The 17,382-nt window shown below is 72.3% G+C and carries 12 protein-coding genes and 1 tRNA gene; 5 read left to right on the forward strand and 8 right to left on the reverse strand.

The features are described 5' to 3' along the window. Positions 1 to 4: 4 nt before the first annotated feature. Positions 5 to 739, reverse strand: coding sequence for an ABC transporter permease (locus WMF19_RS14880; RefSeq protein ID WP_272103419.1), 735 nt, complete (start codon positions 737 to 739; stop codon positions 5 to 7). A 5-nt stretch (positions 740 to 744) separates the two neighbouring features. Continuing rightward, positions 745 to 1,938, reverse strand: a complete 1,194-nt coding sequence (locus tag WMF19_RS14885; protein WP_272103421.1) for an ATP-binding cassette domain-containing protein — start codon at positions 1,936 to 1,938, stop codon at positions 745 to 747. A 377-nt stretch (positions 1,939 to 2,315) separates the two neighbouring features. Here WMF19_RS14885 and WMF19_RS14890 point away from each other — a divergent pair, with 377 nt between their 5' ends. Further along, entirely contained in the window at positions 2,316 to 3,563 is a 1,248-nt protein-coding gene (locus WMF19_RS14890) for an aspartate kinase (protein WP_437329235.1), read from the forward strand. Between the two features lie 168 nt (positions 3,564 to 3,731). Here the strand turns inward: WMF19_RS14890 and WMF19_RS14895 are convergent, their stop codons facing one another. Together WMF19_RS14895 and WMF19_RS14900 are read right to left on the reverse strand one after the other, a co-directional pair. Beyond that, positions 3,732 to 5,369 (reverse strand): TROVE domain-containing protein, encoded by a 1,638-nt coding sequence (locus WMF19_RS14895; RefSeq protein ID WP_437899720.1) that lies wholly within the window; start codon positions 5,367 to 5,369, stop codon positions 3,732 to 3,734. A 165-nt stretch (positions 5,370 to 5,534) separates the two neighbouring features. Then, positions 5,535 to 5,672 (reverse strand) — tRNA-Arg (locus WMF19_RS14900). A 1,017-nt stretch (positions 5,673 to 6,689) separates the two neighbouring features. Between WMF19_RS14900 and WMF19_RS14905 the strand changes: the two genes are divergently transcribed. The 4 genes from WMF19_RS14905 (at position 6,690) to WMF19_RS14920 (ending at position 10,326) form a co-directional block, all read left to right on the forward strand. Further along, complete coding sequence (locus WMF19_RS14905) at positions 6,690 to 7,355, forward strand: RNA polymerase sigma factor (RefSeq protein WP_437801518.1); 666 nt, start codon at positions 6,690 to 6,692, stop codon at positions 7,353 to 7,355. Beyond that, positions 7,352 to 8,653 carry a hypothetical protein gene (locus tag WMF19_RS14910; RefSeq protein ID WP_437899721.1) on the forward strand — a complete coding sequence of 434 codons (1,302 nt, stop codon included), beginning with the start codon at positions 7,352 to 7,354 and terminating at the stop codon, positions 8,651 to 8,653. The genes WMF19_RS14905 and WMF19_RS14910 overlap by 4 nt, the downstream gene beginning before the upstream one ends. A 151-nt stretch (positions 8,654 to 8,804) precedes the next feature. After that, complete coding sequence (locus WMF19_RS14915; RefSeq protein WP_437899722.1) at positions 8,805 to 9,470, forward strand: hypothetical protein; 666 nt, start codon at positions 8,805 to 8,807, stop codon at positions 9,468 to 9,470. Between the two features lie 130 nt (positions 9,471 to 9,600). Then, entirely contained in the window at positions 9,601 to 10,326 is a 726-nt protein-coding gene (locus WMF19_RS14920) for a hypothetical protein (protein ID WP_437899723.1), read from the forward strand. 139 nt (positions 10,327 to 10,465) lie between these two features. On the opposite strand, the gene WMF19_RS14925 is transcribed toward WMF19_RS14920, so the two are convergent. The 4 genes from WMF19_RS14925 to WMF19_RS14940 form a co-directional block, all read right to left on the reverse strand. Beyond that, positions 10,466 to 12,568 (reverse strand): S9 family peptidase, encoded by a 2,103-nt coding sequence (locus WMF19_RS14925; RefSeq protein ID WP_437899724.1) that lies wholly within the window; start codon positions 12,566 to 12,568, stop codon positions 10,466 to 10,468. A gap of 135 nt (positions 12,569 to 12,703) precedes the next feature. Beyond that, positions 12,704 to 15,730 carry a hypothetical protein gene (locus WMF19_RS14930; protein WP_437899725.1) on the reverse strand — a complete coding sequence of 1,009 codons (3,027 nt, stop codon included), beginning with the start codon at positions 15,728 to 15,730 and terminating at the stop codon, positions 12,704 to 12,706. A 161-nt stretch (positions 15,731 to 15,891) separates the two neighbouring features. After that, complete coding sequence (locus WMF19_RS14935) at positions 15,892 to 16,443, reverse strand: hypothetical protein (protein ID WP_437899726.1); 552 nt, start codon at positions 16,441 to 16,443, stop codon at positions 15,892 to 15,894. Positions 16,444 to 16,570: 127 nt separating this feature from the next. Continuing rightward, positions 16,571 to 17,269 (reverse strand): hypothetical protein, encoded by a 699-nt coding sequence (locus tag WMF19_RS14940; protein WP_437329243.1) that lies wholly within the window; start codon positions 17,267 to 17,269, stop codon positions 16,571 to 16,573. Positions 17,270 to 17,382 lie beyond the last annotated feature (113 nt).

Below are 17,382 nucleotides of genomic sequence, written 5' to 3' on the forward strand. Positions count from 1 at the left end.
GTCCTTACGCCCACTTCCTGCGCTCGAGCGCCCTGAACGCGGCCATGAGGCTGCCCGCGGTGACCGAGAGGAAGAAGACGATGTCTCGAGTGGACACCATGCCGCGCGCGAACGGCGTGAGGCGGGTGTCGAAGCTGATGAAGGAGAGGAAGTCGCGGAGGAACGACGGGGCGTAGTCGGCGAAGTTGTCCACGCCGTGCAGGAACCCGAGCACCAGGAAGGTGATGAAGAACGCGATCACCTGGCTGTCGGTCAGCGACGAGATGAGGAGGCCGATCGAGACCGCCGCCGCGCTGTAGAGCACGAGGCCGATGTAGCCCGAGAGCACGGGCCCGCTGTCGAGCGCGCCGAGGTGCCAGGGCCACACGAACATCATGATCGGATAGAGGATCGTCGAGAAGACGAGCACGAGGACGAGCCCCCACGCGCCGAGGAACTTGCCGAGGACGACCTCGTGGTCCTGCACGGGCAGGGTGATCAGCATCTCGAGCGTGCCGCTCCGCTTCTCCTCCGCGAGGAGCCGCATCGTGATGACGGGGACGATCAAGAAGGAGAGCCCTATCGGCGCCCAGCTGAACAGCTGCACGAGCGAGGCGCGATCCGCCTGCCAGAAGCCGCCGTTCATGAAGAAGAAGATGAGGCCGAGCGCGATCAGCCCGAAGCAGATCACGACATAGGCCAGTGGGGAATCGAAGTTGGAGCGGAACTCCCGCTTCGCGATGGTCAGGGTGGTGCTCATACCGTTCAGCCCTTCTTCTTGCCGGGCGCTTCTTCCTCCGCGCCTTCGTCCTCGCCGCCGTCGCTGCCGTCCTTGGCCTCGTCGCCGGCGCTGTCGTCGTCCTCGTCGTCCTCGTCGTCCTCGTCGTCGTCGGCCGCCGCGCTCGCCTCGTCCTCGTCGTCGAGGTCGTCGGTGATCAGCTTGCGGCCGCGGTCTTTGCGCTCGTCGCCGCGCGTGAGCGCCTTGAACACGTCCTCGAGGCTCTGCGAGTCGCGCCGCATCTCGAGGAGGAGCCAGCCCTTCTGCACGACGAGCTGGAAGAGCTCGGGCCGGATGTCGCCGCCGAGCGCGCCGAGGAGCTGGAAGCTGTGGGCGCTGTCGCCGGTCGGCAGCTCGGTGACGCTGGTGACCCCGGGCAGACCGGAGAGCGCCTCCTGGACCTCCTGGGCCGTCGGCGGCTTGCGCGCGCCCGACCGGTAGCCGTCGCCGCCCTCGAAGACCTTCTTCTCGTGGACGGTGACGACGTACCGGACCTTGCCGCTCTTGGCGCGGATGTCGTCGAGCGGGCCGTCGGCGACGACGCGCCCCTTGGAGACGACGATGGCGCGGGCGCAGGCGGCCTCGACCTCGGAGAGGTTGTGGGTGGAGAGGAGGATCGTCCGCTCCTTGCCGATCTCCTTGATGTAGCGGATGACCTCCGCCTTCTCGTTCGGGTCGAGATCGCTCGTCGGCTCGTCGAGGATGAGGATCGGGGGATCGTGGACGAGCGCCTGGCCGAGGCCGACGCGCTGACGATAGCCGTGGGACAGCGTGCCGATGTCCTTGCCGAGCACCTGGGCGAGGCCGCATACCTCGACGATCCCCTTCATCCGCTTCTTGAAGAGCGAGTGATCGAGGCCGCGCATGTCGGCGACGAACGAGAGGTATTCCCAGACGTTCATCTCGCCGTAGAGCGGGGCGCGCTGGGGCAGGTACCCGAGCTTGCGCCGGACATCGAGCGGGTCGTCGAAGACGTCGTACCCGTGGACCCGCGCCGTCCCGGCCGACGCCGAGAGGAAGCAGGTGAGGATGCGCATCGTCGTCGACTTGCCGGCCCCGTTCGGTCCCAGGAAGCCGACGACCTCGCCGCGATGGACCTCGAAGCTCACCTTGTCGAGCGCGCGCAGCGACCCATAGCGCTTGGTCAGCGAGCTCGCCTCGATCATCACATCGCTAGCCAAAATGACCTCCTTAGATGGTTCCTTGAGAAGCGGAGCGCCCTGCTCCGTCGTTCGCCCCTGGCGATCCCCCCCGCCTTGGCCGGCGGGCGCGCCGTCGGGACACCCTGGATCACCATTTACCCAGGCGAAAGGCGGCGCCATCGTAGCGGCGGGTGGATCTCTGTCAACAGCGCCGACCCGAAGCGGCTGAACCTGGTGTTTATTCCCGGCGATCGGGGCTGCACCCGGCGCGGTTGTCCGGGCTATCCCCGGATTGGCGCGGTGGCGGCGGCGCCTCGGCGACGGGTCGTACGTGGGACGGGCTCGCCTGGCGCGCGCGGCTGCCGAATTTCTCCTTGACCCGAGTCTCTGTGTTGGACTAGTTGGCCACACCTCGCGTGAGCCTCATCGTCCAGAAGTTCGGCGGCACGTCCGTCGGGTCCATCGAGCGCATCCAGCGGGCGGCCGCGCGGGCGCTCGCCACACAGCAGGCCGGTCATGACGTCGTGGTCATCGTCAGCGCGATGTCCGGCGAGACGAACCGGCTGCTCAAGCTGGCGTCGGACATCGCGCCCGTGCCCGACGCGCGGGAGATGGACGCGCTCGCGGCGACAGGCGAGCAGGTCTCGGCCGCGCTGATGGCGATCGCGATCCAGGCGCAGGGGGGCAAGGCGCGGAGCTTCCTCGGCCACCAGCTGAAGATCCTGACGGACAGCGCCTATACGAAGGCGCGGATCAAGGCGATCGACGCCCAGCGGCTGCACGAGGCGCTGGCCGGGGGGAAGATCGCAGTGGTCGCCGGGTTCCAGGGCGTGGACGACGCGGGCAACATCACGACGCTCGGGCGAGGCGGCAGCGACACGAGCGCCGTGGCGATCGCGGCGGCGGTGGGCGCCGAGTGCGAGATCTACACGGACGTCGACGGCGTTTACACAACGGACCCGAACATCTGCAAGACGGCGCGGAAGATCGAGCGGATCAGCTACGAAGAGATGCTGGAGCTCGCCTCGCTGGGAGCGAAGGTCCTTCAGATACGGAGCGTGGAGGTTGCGATGAAGTACGGTGTCCCGGTGCATGTGCGGTCGTCGTTCTCGGACGTGCCGGGCACGTGGGTCGTCAGCGAGGAGCAGTCTCTCGAGAGCGTGACGGTGACGGGCGTGGCGCTCGACCGGAACGAGGCGCGGGTCATGCTCGTCGGCGTCGACGACAAGCCGGGCGTGGTGGCGCAGATCTTCGGCGCGCTGGCCGAGGAGAACATCAGCGTCGACATGATCATCCAGAACGCGCCGAGCTACGGCCTGGAGACGCGCGGCACGTCCGGCGAGGTGAAGGCCGACGTCACGTTCACCGTCGGCAAGGCGGATCTCCCGCGGGCGAAGCTCGTGATGGAGAAGGTCGCCAGCGCCGTGCGCGCCATGAGCATCCGTTACGAGGAGGACATCGTGAAGGTGTCGATCGTCGGCCTCGGGATGCGGACGCACGCGGGCGTGGCGGCGCGGATGTTCCAGCTGCTCGCGGCGGATGGGATCAACATCCAGGCGATCTCCACGAGCGAGATCAAGATCTCGTGCCTTGTCTCGACGAAGTATGCCGAGCTCGCCGTCCGCGCGCTGCACGATGGCTTCGGGCTCGGCGGCAAAGCCTGATCGAACCCGTTCTACCGTCGTGATGCGCTCGCCGTGAGCGGCCCCGACCCTGTCGGTGAGGCTGCTCGCGGCGTGTCGCATTGTGGCGTCGAGCGCACGGACATCGCTCCGCGGAGCGGGGATCGCGCCGCCGCCAACCCGATGTGCCCCTGATGCGGCCCGGCGCGCCTACTGCTGCTCCTGCGCCATCGCCGCGGCGAAGCGCAGCAGCCCCTCGCCCCAGCCGCCGAGGATGTACGTGCGGTCATAGAACTCGGGCACGAGCGTGTCCTGGTACCCGGCGACCTGGACAAGGAACACGCGCACGTCGCGGTTCACCCGCGCGCGGTACGTCGCCACGAGCTTCGCCACGTCGATGTAGTGCCCGTTCCAGGCGAAGTCCGCGTAGTCCTTCGGCCGCGTACCGTACAGGCCGCCGTGCCCGGCCTGCATGTCGCTCATCACGAACACCGAGTCCCAGCGCTGCCGCTCGCGGATCGCGCGATCCCAGAAGAGCCACACGCCGTTCTCGGTCGCCGTCCCGATCGTGCGGGCGATGTGCTCCGCCTTCTCGAGCTGCGAGAACACGCTCTCCTGCCTGCGCACCGCGAACGTCTCCAGCCGGTCGCCGAACACGCCGAGGTGCCCGTCGCTCGCGCGCATCCCGGCCACGACCCCCGTGAGGTTCGCGATCGTGGAGATCTGCATCGTCCCGAGGCTGCTCGTGGTCGTGCCCTGCGCGGAGCCGCTGTTGTCGCAGAGCACCATCACGCGGCCGGGGAAGTACGGCACCTGGCCGAGCGAGCGGTTCAGGCACTTCTCCACCGCGTCGAGCACGGCGCCCGGCGCGCAGCCCTTCACGGCGCGGTAGGCGCTGTAGTACCGGAACGGCAGCTGCTTCCCCTCCGCGGCCGTCTCGACGAGCTTCGGCAGGAACTGGTCGAACGGCACGCCCGCCTCGATCAGGTTGCGCAGGTTGCGCAGCAGGGCCATGTGGCCCATGACCGGCAGCGCCTTGCGCCACGCGCACCGGTTCGAGCCGCGCGCCGAGACGATCGCCTCCCAGGTGCGGCCGGTCGCGCGGAGCGCGCCCTTCGCGAGGCGGTCCACGCTGGGGCTCTTCGGGTGCACGAGGTTCATGACGTCCACGGTCTTGCTCCCCTTGCCCTCGAGCCGGTACTTCGCGAGGGCGTGATCGTCGAAGCGCTCGAGCGCGTCGCGCAGCGCGCGCTTCAGCGCGTTCGGCACCGGCTTGCCGAAGCGGTAGAGCTGGTACGCGAGGGCGACCGCAGGCTCGTCCGCGCGCTTCAGGATGCGCGGCGCGTAGCTGCGCACGAGGCCCGTCCCGCGCACGGACGCGGTGTTCGCCGCGCGCACCAGGATGACCTGGGGCGTCGTGCGCATGTGCTCCTCCTCGCGCAGCCGCGCCGCCTCGGCGAGCGTCGCCTCCGGATCGGCCGCGAGCGCCTCGTCGATGGCCTTCTCGATCAGCGCCGCCGGCGAGAGCTTGCGCCACTCGGCCGGGTCCACCGCGCCCAGCGTCTCGCGCAGGCGCCGCACCTCGGCGTCCGAGAGGCGCGCGCGGGCGGCCGCCTTCTTCGCCGCCTTCACCGACGCCTTCGCCTTCGCCGCGTCCACGGCCTTCGCCGGGCGCGGGTCCGCGGGATCGAGGTGGTAGTACATGGGCTCGCCGAAGAAGCACGACGAGGCCGCGAGGCGGAGGCGCTTCAGCGGATCGGTGATGTCGTAGGAGCGGCCGCCCATCCAGTTCAGGTGCGAGTCGGCGCTGCGCTTGTCCTGACGCTTGAGATGCTGAAAGAACGCCATGATGCCACCTCCATCCTCGACGCACGCGCGGCGAGGGATCGAGAGCGGGGTGCAGATTCGATATGCGTACCGCTCGTAGAAAACGGGCGCAGCGCGGAGGATGGTGGTCACGGGGTTGGTCGTGTCAAAACGAAGGAACCGTGACCTCACTGCCGCGCTGCGCCCTGGTGCCAGAGGCGGGACTCGAACCCGCGACCTCGTCCTGAGAAGGGAAGTAACCCCGGAGCTCACTGCCGGCGCTCATCGCGCCGGAGAACACCGTCCGGAGTTGTTTTCGCGCTCTAACCGCTGAGCTACTCTGGCGTGGACGCTGGGGGGTATTGCAGGGCGGATGCCAAGACGGCCTCCGCGGGTGCCGGCCGCAGAAACCCCGGGGGAACGGCCGAGAGCGAGGGTCGCTGACGTCTCCCGCCCGTCCGTGGTCTATCCCATGGGATAAAGACCTAGATGAACTGATAGATCGGGCCGATCGCCGCGGTCGATGCGCCACCCTCGTCGGCGATCGTCTCCGCGGAACGATGTCGGGTTCAGCCGTTGCGCGCGGGTCTCGCTCGCGGGGAACCCCGGTGAAGGCTCGTTCGACAGCGTGCCGGACGCGCTCTGCGCGAGGGCGGGCGCGCGCGTTCATCACCGTGGATGTGCCGGGGGCACGATCTGGGGTTTGGTAGAATTTTGAACCAACGCCCAGATCCGGACCTGGGAGCTGCGTCGTGACGCGTGCCCTGGGGAGGTCGAGACCTTCTGGGCGAGTCCGAGGGGAGGATTCCGCGAGGACGAGACCTTGGCGGCAGGTGCGCAGAGGAGGGCTCGGCCAGATCGCGGCCTCGGCGGCAGGTGCGCAGAGGAGGGTTCGGCCAGATCGCGATCTCGGCGGCGGGCGGCCGAGGAGGGTTCGGCCAGATCGCGATCTCGGCGGCGGGCGGCCGAGGAGGGTTCGGCCAGATCGCGGCCTCGGCGGCGGGCGGCAGAGGAGGGCTCGGCCAGATCGCGATCTCGACGGCAGGTTGGACACGAGGGGCTGGTCAGGTCGAGGCCTCCGGGGCAGGGGAGCGACGAGGGCTCGGCCAGATCGAGACCTTGGCGGCTGCGGTGATCGGATCGATGGTCGAGCGACGGGTGGCGTCGGCCGCTGCGAGCCGGAGGCGCGCTCCGTGACGGGGCGCGCGCCGCGAGCGTCTCCGGGTCCGCCGCGCGATCGTCATCGCCGGCGCGCCGAGAGGAAACCGGCGGCGATCTCGGTTGTGTAGAGTGCGAGATGACGGCGCTCGTGGTCGGCTCATGGTGCATCGCGGCGGACGGATCCCTCGCGCCGAGGCTGCCGTGAACCTCGCCGCGCGATCCCGGCTCGGCCCGCAGGCCAGGGCCGAGGAGCTGCTCCCCCGTCCCGGAGACGGCGAGCGGTACGACCCGCCCGAGCACGTCGCTCCCATGTCGTCCTCGGGCCTCCCGGCGTCCGGGGTGCGGATCTCGAGCGCAGCGGCCCTGGACGCGGAGGCGCTTTACCGCCGCCACCATCACCTTGTGTACCGACTCGCCCTCCGTTACGGCCGCGGCAACGTGGCCTGGGCAGAGGATGTGACGCAGGACGTATTTCTCGATCTGATGAAGGCGCTCGCGACGCTGACCGATCGAGACAACCTCGAAGGGTGGCTGTACCGGGCGACCTCGAATCGCTGCCTGAACCGCCTGCGGCGGGACCGGTTCCTCGATCTCGCGCCCATCCGCTGGCTGCTCGGGCAGGACGAGGCCGACCCGCGCCCGATGCTCGAAGAGGTGGCCATCGCGCGCGACGATCTGCGCCGGGCCTTCGAGGCGCTGGGCAAGCTGCCTCCCAAGGAGCAGATCGCGTTCTCGATGTTCTATCTCGACGGCAAGGAGCAGGAGGAGATCGGGAGCGTCCTTGGCCACTCCAAAAGCTACGTGTGCAAGCTGATTCAAAAGGCCGTCGCGCGGCTCCGCGAAGCCGGGTGGGAGGTGGGGCAATGACGCGAGACCGCGACCTGCTCGCGCTGCTGCACGAGGTCGACGAGCGGCTCGCGGCGGCGACGCCGTCGCCCCGGCTCGCGGCGCGCCTCGGCGCGCGGCTGCGCGGGGCGCGCCCGTCCCTCGCCGGGCGCGCGGGGCGCCCGCTCGCGCTGGCCCTCGCCGCCGGAACGGCCGCGGTCGCCCTCGCCGCCGCCCTCCAGCGCCCCGTGTCCCCCGAGGTCTCCGCGCGCAGCCCCGCCGTCGAACCCGCGGTCGGCATCGTCGGCGATCGCCCCCACGCGGACGGCGGGATCCCGGAGCGCACGCCGGCAGACGGCCACCCGCCGGCGCCGCCCCGGATCTACGCCCCGCTCCTCCGGGAGCCGCCCCGCCGGCTCGCTCCGCCGCCGAGGACCCCGCCGCCTGCGCCGCACGGCTCGGCAGCGCCGCCGGACGCGCGCGACGCGCCTGTAGGCCAGCGCCACAGCGAGCTCACCGAGAGCCGCGCCCCGGTCCCGCCGTCGCGCGCGCGCGCCCTGCCGCCGGCCGTCGCGCTCCCGTCGAGCCCGGGGTGGGTCGACGCCCTGGAACGTCCGCCTGTCCACGCGTCGCCGTCGCGCGACCAGCTCCCCTCGTGGAGCCGAGGCACCGGCGGCGCCAGCGCTCCGGCGGAGGCAGCTGGGCAAAAGGGCGAGCGAAGCGCCGAGAGCAGCGCCGAGGGGGCGGACGGCGAGGCGACCGCGGAGCCGCACGAGAAGCCGACGGGTCCGCAGGAAGAGGCGGGCTGCCGGACGGCGGAGGATTGGACGAGCGAGGTCGAGGCGATGTGCGACGCGCAGGGCCTCGTCCTCAACGACGTCAGGCTGCTCGATCCGTGCAGCGACGGCGGCTACCGCAGCGTCGAGCACACGTGCGTCGACGACGAGCCGACCGAGTGCTGGCGCGGCCAGCTCGGCGACGGCCTCACCTGCCATGACAGCGGCGATCTGAAGGATCAGGCCTACATCACGTGCCGCAACCAGGGCGCGGATCTCACCGAGTTCACTTACGACCGGGGCGTCCCTGGATGCAGCGGCAGCGAGACGACAGGGGCCGTCTATGCGTGTTGCCCGGCGGCGGAGCCGCTTCCGTCGCGCCTGTGCTGGACGACCAAGATCGACCACGGGGACGTGTGCCAGGCGCAGTCGACGCTCGGTGACGAGGCCAGCGCCATGTGCGCAGACGCCGGGCAGCAGATCTTCCACATCTGGTACAACTCCGGCACCGCGAGCTGCCCCGAGGCGCACGACACGAGCGCGCTCTTCACCTGCTGCCCGTGAGCCGCGATCGCGAGGTGGCCTGACGGAGGAAACCGGCAGGCTCGCCGCGGTTGATGAAGAGCGGAACGACGAGGAGAGCGCGCCGACCGGGGCTCCGGCGGCGCGCGCGTCGAAGCTGTCCCGGGCTGGGCCGGGCTTGATGGAGGACTCCATGCGATTTTTCGTTGCGACCGGTCTCTCGCTCTGTCTCTCGATCTCGGGTCTTCTCGCCGGCGCGGGCTGCATCAGCGCCGAGGTGCCGGACCCTGACAGCGGAACGGGCTCCGCGGGCGTGAAGAGCGCGAAGAGCGACGGCGTGGAGGACGGCTCGAGCGGCGATGGCGAGGCGAAGCCGCCGCCCCCGCCGTCCGACGATGGCGAGGCGACGCCCGCGCCGCCCTCGTCGCTCCCGCCCCCGCCGGCCCTGCCCCCTCCGCCGCCCCTGCCGGAGACGTGCTGGAGCGGCGAGGTGGGCGATGGCGTCACATGCAGTGACAGCAGCGATCTGAAGGACGAGGCCTACATCACCTGCAGGAACCAGGGCGCGGATCTCGCCGAGTTCACCTACGAGCGGGAGATCCCTGGATGCAGCGGCAGCGAGACGACAGGGGCCGTCTATGCGTGCTGCCCGGCGGCGGAGCCGCTGCCGTCGCCCACGTGCTGGACGACCAAGATCGACCACGGGGACGAGTGCCAGGCGCACTCGGCGCTCGATGCGGAGGCCAGCGCCCTGTGCGGAGGGACGGGCCAGCAGATCTTCCACATCTGGCACAACTCCAGCGGCACGAGCTGCCCCGAGGCGTACGACACGAGCGCGCTCCTCACCTGCTGCCCGTGAGCAGCGGTCGCGGGCCTGCCTGGCGGAGGGACCGGCAGGCAGGCCAGCGCGACGGCTCCTTTCGTCGACGCCGGCGATGGGTATCATGGCGCCCGCCCTGAACGCGCCCGCGCGCAGTGGAGTCGCTCCCATGCCCGATCCCTACATCTACCAGCGTGACATCGAGACGTACGGCCGCCTCACCGCGTCGCAGATCCGGAAGCTCGTCCTGCCGGTCGATGCGGGGTTCGGGAGCGCGCTGCGCACCGTCACGGCGCGCCTCGACGCCGCGACCGAGGCCCTGCGCAAGGCGACGCTGGACGCGACGGCCGCTCCTGTGCCTCCCAGCGCGTCCCGCGGATCGAGGGGCGGCCGGGCCAATCCGGTCGCTGCGGGCCGCGGCCTGCTGCGCCGCCTCGTGGAGCACGCTGCCTCGCGGCCCAACGGGGCCGCGCTGGCCCGAGGGCTCCTTCAGGGCCAGTCGCTCGCCACCGTGCTGCGCCGCCGCCCCGCGGCGCTCGCCGCGGCGCTGACGCACGCGATCGAGGTGCTCGAGCAGCACGAGGGGCAGCTGCCCGAGCGCGAGGCGTGGACGGCCGACCTCGAGCGCTCCCGGGACGCCCTCGAGCCGCTCATCAGGAGCGTGCGCAAGACCCGGCTCGCGCGCCGCACGATGACCCCGGAGATGAAGGCCGCGCGCGACGAGTGGATCACCACCTACGGCGCGGCGAAGCTCCTCGTGGAGTGCGTGCTCCGGCTCCACGGCAAGACGTCGTTGATGCCGGAGATCTTCGGCGATCTCCCGCGCGCACCCCGCGCCGCCGTGGGGACCAGCGCAGCGCGACGCCCACCGGCGAGCGCGTCTGCGCTCGCGTGACGATTCCGCTGCTCACTCCCGAGCTTGACGGGTTGAAACCGCCAGAAGAGAGCAGAATTTAGAACCGCCATGACACCACGGACGCCAAGGAGAGAGAAAAATTTGGCGTCCTTGGCGTCATGGCGGTTCATTTCTCGCCTTACCTATCGCCCCCGCCCCCCAGGTGCGCCCGGAAGAACCTCACGAGGTGCCCATACTGGAGCACCTGGTTGTCCCGCTTCTGCGCGCCGTGCCCCTCGTCGGCGAACAGGATGAGCTCGGACGGGATCTTCCTTGCCTCCAGCGCCTGCTGGATCTGCACCGACTCGCCCGCAGGGACCCGCGGATCCGACGCTCCCTGCACGATCAGCAGAGGCGCCTTCACCCGATCGAGGTACGTGATCGGCGAGAGCTTGAGCAACGCGTCCCGATCCTTCTCGGGATCGCCGTACTCGGAGATCCGGAGGATTCTCCGGTAAGGCGCCGTGTTCTGGAGGAACGTCACGAGGTTGCTCATGCCGACGACGGCGGCGCCCGCGTCGTAGGCGCCGGCGAACATGGTCATGCCGATCAGCGCAGAATAGCCGCCGTAGCTGCCGCCGAAGATGCCGACCCTCGGCGGCCGGCCCTCGTGGCCGAAGCTCGCCTTGACGAACTTCGCGGCGTCCTCGATGTCCGTGATGACGTCGAGCCGCTTCGCGCCGTCGTCGGCGTGCAGCCATGTCTTGCCGTAACCGTCGCTCCCGCGGACGTTCGGCTCGACGAACACGAACCCGGCGTCCACGAAGATCTGCGCCCGCGCGCTGAACCCAGCCCTCGTCTGGGCCTCCGGGCCGCCGTGAAAATGGACGATCACAGGACACGGCCGCTCGCACCGCGCAGGGCGGCGCACGAACATCGGGATCTGCGCGCCGTCGCGCGCCGGATAGGACTCCAGCGTTGTCGCCGAGAACGCGCCCGGCGCCATCTCGGGCATGCTCGGAGCGTGCCACTGCGAAAGCTTGCCAGTCGTCCAGTCGAGGACATGCGCCGTCGCCGGCGACGTCGAGGTCTCCAGGAGCAGCGTCGTGAACCGGCCGTCCCGCGTCGTCGAGACCGGGGTCACGTGATCCGCCGCCGGGAGCGCGGGCAGCTTGATCTCGCGGTGCGACCTCGCGTCGAGCGCGCGGAGCCGCGTGTAGCCGCGCTCGTTCACCGTGTAGAGGATCCTCTTCCTCGCCCGATCGATGGAGAACGCGCTGACGTCGAACGGGATCTCCGGCGAGATCGGCGTGAGCTTCCCCGCCTTCCAGCTGTAGAGCCGGCGGTGCTCCCCGAGGCGCGGCGTGAGCACGAGGACCTCGCCGGGCGCGGCGCCGTACTTGGCCTCGTAGTCCTCGCGCTCGCCCTGCCCGAAGAGGGGAGTCAGCGCGTCGGCACCCGGAGCGGCCTTCGCGCCGGGCGCCCACTCGAAGAGCTCGCTCATGTTGGAGCCCACGTCCTTCGCGAGCAGCAGGCGGCCGTCACCCGCGGCGTCCACGGCGCGCCAGATGCCCTCGCGATCGAACACGACCTCTCGCTGCCTCGACGCGATGTCGTACCGGTAGATGACGTACGCGTCCTTCTTGACGTCGTTGGCCCGATAGTAAACGTGCCGCCCATCGTCGGAGACGAACTGGAGCTGCGTCTGCACGCCGGGCGCGTGCTGGATGGCGACGAGCGGACCGCCCTTCGCGTCCTGCAGGTAGAGCCCTGGGTTCTCCTCGCCCTTGCGGTCGCGCGAGAGGACGAGGCGCGCGCCGTCCGGCGTGACGGCCTCGACCACGGTCGGATCCTCGCCGCCCGTGAGCTGCAGCGGGAAGCGCTGCGGCCCGTCGAGCCGGAAGACCTGCCTCGTCCCCGTGATCGTCCAGGTGAAGTAGAGCGCCTTGCCGTCCGGCCCGAGGACGCCTCCGGAAGGAGCGCGCACGTCGAGCATGGCCTGGATGCGGCGCGAGACGTCGTCCGGGAGCGGAGGCGCCGCGTAGCGAGCCAGGATCTCCGGAGAGACGCTCGCCGCGCCGTGCCCCTCGTACCCGGGCCGCTCCGGCGCGGGCGCAGGCCGCGGCGGTCCGGCGGGCGAAGGCGGCGCCGGCGGCGCGGACGCGGCAGGCCGGGGCGCAGCCGCCGGCGGCCCCGGCGGGACCGGCGCGCACGCCGCCGAGAGGGCGAGGGGGCCGAGCAAGCCGAGCAAGGAGCGCCGCGCGGCGCCGTGGCGCCCGCGCGGCGTCGAGGAGGACGACATGCGGCGCATTTCGCCGGAGCGGGCATACGCCGGCAAGGTCAAAGGCGGTGCGGCGCGGGCGGGGTCAAAGGCCGCGCGGCGCGAACAGGGTCAAAGGCCGCGCGGCGCGGGCGAGGGCGCCGGCGCGGGCCCGCCTCAGTCGGGCTCGCCGGGGAGCTTCGCGCGGCCGAGGGCCGCCTCCGCCGCCGCCAGCTGCGCCGCGAGCTTCCTCAGCTCCTCGGCTTCCTCGCCCTGGAGCGAGATGTTCGGGACGAGCGCGTTCAGGGCGCGGCGGTTGTACGCGAGCCCGAGCGGCGAGCCCTTCTCGAGGTTCATCACCATCGACTCGGCCAGCACCGCCAGCGCCTCCCGGTGCAGCCCCTTCGCCGAGAGCACCTCCGCGAGCGCGGCCGTCGAGCGGGCCAGGCCGAGGAGGTCGCCGTGCGCCTCCTCGGCCTCGATCGCCGCGGTCAGGCGCTGCGTCGCGCGGTCGAGGCGGCCGTTGCGGAGCTCCAGCCGGCCGATCGTCTCCCACACCCGGGCGAGCTCCCGGGTGTCGCCGAGCTGCTTGTAGGCGCGTTCCGCGGCGAGCGCGTGGTCGAGGCCCATCGACAGCGCGTCGGACTCGCGCCCGGGGCGGGCGGGGACGTGGAGCGGGATCCGCGCGAAGAGGTGGTCGGTCTCGGCGAGCTCGACGCGCGCCGATGGATCGACCCGGGCCCGCTCCTCGAAGGTCCGGCGCGCCTCGATCAGCAGGTGCGTCGCGCGGACGGGATCGCCCATGCGCACGTGGACCGCCGCCTGATCGTTGAGCAGCCGGGCCGCGCCGAGCGCGTCCCCGGCGTCGAGCAGCAGGCGGCTCGCGATCGCGAGCTCCTCCAGCGCGCGCTCCAGCGAGCGCGCGTCGCCCATGTCGTAACAGACGCCCGCGATGAGCGCGGCGACCTCGGCGTGCAGCTCCGGCGGGTCGCCCTGCGCGAGGAGCGCGCGCGCGGCGTCGAGCACCTCGAGCGCGCCCGAGAGCGTGCTGGCGGGGTCCGGGCCGGCGGCTTGCCACTGCGCCCGGGCGATGCCCGAGAGCGCGCCGATGCGGAGCCGGCGGCGCGCGGGCGTGGCCGGCATGCCGTCGAGCAGCGAGAGCGCCTTCCGCGCGTAGCTCAGCGCCTGGGCGTACGCTCCCATGGCCGCCGCCTCGACCGCGGCCGCGCAGTAGCGCTGCGCCGCTTCCTCGTGCTCGCCCGCCTCGGTCAGGTGCGCCGCCGCGCGCACGTCGTGGAGGTGGCGCCCGGCGCCGTGCGCCGCCGCGCTCGCGGCGCCCGCTGCCTCGGCGCGATCGGGCGCCGCGGGCGCCGGGTACATGGACACGCCGAGCGGCGCCGCGGCGCGCAGGGATTCGGCCGCGCGCCCGGCGACGGCGTCGGCCGGCGCCGGCCAGAACGAGTTGCGGGATCCAGAAGACGCTCGCTCGGACAGCGCGGCTGGGACGCGCAGCGAGGCCCCGCGGGCCGAGCGGCTCGGCTCGTCCAGGAAGGCGCCGCCGATGGACGCGAGATCGCGGGGCACCCGCATCGGCCCCGGGATGGGCGCGTCGAGCGAGTCGGGCGGGGCGTCGAACAGGATGGACTCGGGCGGCTCCGAGACGCGGCGGCTCTCGGGGCCGCGGTGGAACAGATCGGCGTAGGGCCACGCGGGATTGCCGGGCCCGGCGGGGGCCATCGGCGCGGGCCCGTCCTGGGTGACGCGCGGCGGCGCGCGGCGCGAGTTGCTCGTGGATCCACCGCCCATGTAGGCCATGGCTGGCGGCGGCCTCAGCGTCTCGGCCGCCCGCGGCACCCCGCCGCGCGCCCCCGAGAGCGTGGGGTCTGCAGTCCTCTCCCGCTCGTCGGCGGTCGCCGCGCCGCCGGCCTCGGGGGTCGGCCCGCCGGCGATGGGCGCGCCGGGCAAAGCGGCCGCCGGTGATGCCGTCGCCGGCGACGGGCCTGCCGCCGGGGGCGCGGCGGCCATCGTGCGCGGCGTCGCCATGGCGGGCAACGACGCGGACGGCGGCGCGGTCGAGAGCGGCGGCGCCCCGGCCTTCGTCTGCGCGGCGGCGGCCCTCGTGGTCGGGTCGTCGCCGCGAGGCACGCCAAGGTTCGCTCCGCCGATGACGTGCCGCTCGACGGTCGACGCGAGGATGGCCGCGCTCTGGGTCGGCGGCGCGGCGTGGGCTGGCACCGCCGCGGCGTTGGCTGGCGCCGCCGCGGCGTGGCTCGCCTGGTGATCGGCCGCGACGACGCTCGACGCAGCGCGCGGCTCGCGCGTGGCCAGGGCGTCCAGCTCGGTCCGCTCCTCGCTGAGCAGCGTCGCGAGCCGCCGGTGCCACACGCGCGCGAGCGACGGGAGGATCGAGCCGCGGAGCGCCTCGACGGTCTCCTGCGGGAGATGGAAGCGCCCGTCGCCGCGGTCCTCGACCGGAACGCCCGCGTCCGCGGCGCGCTGCAGCGCCTCGAGCACGTCGAGCGCGTCGACGCGGAGGAGCGCGGCGACGAGCTCGCTCTCGAACCCCGAGCCGACGATCGCGCCGGCCCGGAGCACCCGGAGCACCTCGCCAGGCAGCTCGCGCACCGCGACCTGCGGCGGCGGCGGCGGGGGCGTGGTCGCGCTGGTCAGCGTCGTCGCGCCGTCGGCCGGCCGGAGGATCGCGTCGGCCCCGCAGGCGGCGCGCACCGCGTCGACCAGGCCGCCGGCGGGGCCGGTCGGCGCGTGCAGGCGGAAGGAGAGGACGAGCGCGACGCGGAGCGCGTCGGGGCGGGACACCACCCGGCGCAGCACGTCGAGCGTGGCAGGATCGGCGTGCTCGACCGCGTCGAACACGATGGCCCACGCGCGATCGGCCTGCTGCGTGAGGCGGTTGGCGGTCTCGATGAACTCGGCGTCCACCATCAGCTCGTGCACGTCGCCGAGGAGGCGGCGCCGGAGCCCCGCGGCGGCGCGGCTGCGCGCCTGCTCGACCGTCGGCTGCGCCCCGCCGGCGAGGCGCTCGATCTGGGTCCGCGCGTCGCGCAGCGGCCCGAGCGTCATCTCGGGGACGTCGCAGCGCACGCGCACGATCCGCAGGCCGAGCCGCGCCGGCGGATCCCCGGGGACGATGTTCAGCAAGGCCGTGTGCCGGCCCTCGGAAATGCGCTGCCAGAGCTGTTCCACGGTCCGCTCCTCTTCTCTCCAGGCGCACACGGCCCAGAGCGGGGCGCATCGTCGTGCGCTACGGGCTCATCCGCCCCGTTCGGCTCGCTGCGGCGTACTTTCGCGCGCCCCACTCGCCTGCCTGGCGGCTGAGCCCGTATCCCACGAATCTGCCCCCCGCTCTAGTATCCCCAGAGGAACTCCGCGCGGGCGAACGCCGTGAAATAGCTCCCCGGACCGTCGCCCGCGCCAGGGAGGAGCAGCGTGTACTTGCCGGCGAAGCCGGCGGCGAACTCGCGGTTGAACGCGTAGTCGATGCCGAACGGGATGGAGACCCCGAACTGCCCCCGGTGGCAGCCCGGCTGGCCAGACGAGCCGCAAGGCGCGAGGCGCACATTGTCGTATGCGCCGGTCATGAGGCCGACGTAGGGGACCCACTGCAGGATATCGATGACGTACGTGGCGCCGGCCGATGCGCCGAGGAGCATGAGATCGCCCCCCGGGTGGGACGCTGTGTTGACCTCGGCGACCGCGTTGAAGGCGTCCGTGAGCCCGTAGGCGAGGTGCAGGCTGCCGCCGATCCCCGGGTACGTCCCGCCGTCCGCGAGGAGCGCGTACCCGACGCTGGCGCCGGCGTGCCATTGCCGTTCAAAGGCGTCGGCCCGCGAGGGGGCCAGGAGCGCGAGGAGCGCGACCGCGGCGGAGGTCAGCAGGGCGACAGGGGAGCATCTCATGGTCGGTTGCGGTGAGCAGCCCGGAGCGCCCCCGCGACGAACCATGGGATCGAGGGCGACGACGGCGCGCGCCGGGCGCTCGATGGGCGCGCGCGGCCGAGGCTAGCACGCGCGCCGCAGGACATGTTCAGCGGAGCTGCTCGCGGCGACGGGGGGCCCGCGACGCTCCTGCATCCTCGTCCTCGAGCTCGTCGGCGTAGATGCGCGCCGCGGGGTCGGCCGCGCCCTCGCCCGGATCGATGCGGAGCGACGGCTGGGGGAAGCGGACGGCGGCCGCCCCCGAGATCCCGGGGAAGGTATAGAGGATCTCGCCGCGCTCGCCGATCTCGACGCCGACGTCGCCGGGCCGCTCCTTGGCGAGCTCCGTGAGCAGGGCGTCCGCCTCCGGGGCCGGCAGGTCGAGCGCGACGCCGACCTCCTGCGCCGTGAGCGGGCGCCGGCGGTGCGATGCGAGCGAGAAGATCGCCTGAACCTGGGCGTCGCGCGAGGCCTTCGCCCCGGAGCGAGAGAGCTTCCGCCCGCCCAGCAGGAGGAGCAGGCCGAGGGTGAGGGCGAGGAACCCGATCGGCAGGCCGATCGCGAGGCCGGCGATCGACCCCGGAAACAGCGCGGCCGCGCCCAGCCCGAGGAGGAGCGCCAGCGCGGTCCCGCCAATGAGGACCAGCCAGCCGAGCACGCCGGCGACCGCGCCGCCCACCCTGGACGGCTGCCCCGCCAGGCTGACCGATTTCCCCGCGAACGGCAGGCGCTCCCGACCGCACGCGGTGCAGTACGCGGCGAGCCCGCGGTGGATGACGGGCGCGTTCTTTCCGCAATGAGGACACATGAGGACTCCCCCGCGAGCAGATCTTCGCGAGCCAGGCTGTAGCGTAGGAATGAAGGCCCTCCGCCGCCAGGTGTGCGGCCGCGGGATCTCCAGGTTTTTCGCGGCACGCCGCG

This window comes from Sorangium sp. So ce124, assembly GCF_051525235.1.
In the GTDB taxonomy this organism is placed as follows: Bacteria; Myxococcota_A; Polyangia; order Polyangiales; family Polyangiaceae; genus Sorangium; species Sorangium atrum.

Coding starts and splice junctions, on each gene's coding strand:
- WMF19_RS14925 (WP_437899724.1), bottom strand. CDS start 12,568: ATGTCGTCCTCCTCGACGCCGCGCGGGCGCCACGGCGCCGCGCGGCGC.
- WMF19_RS14910 (WP_437899721.1), top strand. CDS start 7,352: ATGACGCGAGACCGCGACCTGCTCGCGCTGCTGCACGAGGTCGACGAG.
- WMF19_RS14915 (WP_437899722.1), top strand. CDS start 8,805: ATGCGATTTTTCGTTGCGACCGGTCTCTCGCTCTGTCTCTCGATCTCG.
- WMF19_RS14895 (WP_437899720.1), bottom strand. CDS start 5,369: ATGGCGTTCTTTCAGCATCTCAAGCGTCAGGACAAGCGCAGCGCCGAC.
- WMF19_RS14880 (WP_272103419.1), bottom strand. CDS start 739: ATGAGCACCACCCTGACCATCGCGAAGCGGGAGTTCCGCTCCAACTTC.
- WMF19_RS14940 (WP_437329243.1), bottom strand. CDS start 17,269: ATGTGTCCTCATTGCGGAAAGAACGCGCCCGTCATCCACCGCGGGCTC.
- WMF19_RS14935 (WP_437899726.1), bottom strand. CDS start 16,443: ATGAGATGCTCCCCTGTCGCCCTGCTGACCTCCGCCGCGGTCGCGCTC.
- WMF19_RS14920 (WP_437899723.1), top strand. CDS start 9,601: ATGCCCGATCCCTACATCTACCAGCGTGACATCGAGACGTACGGCCGC.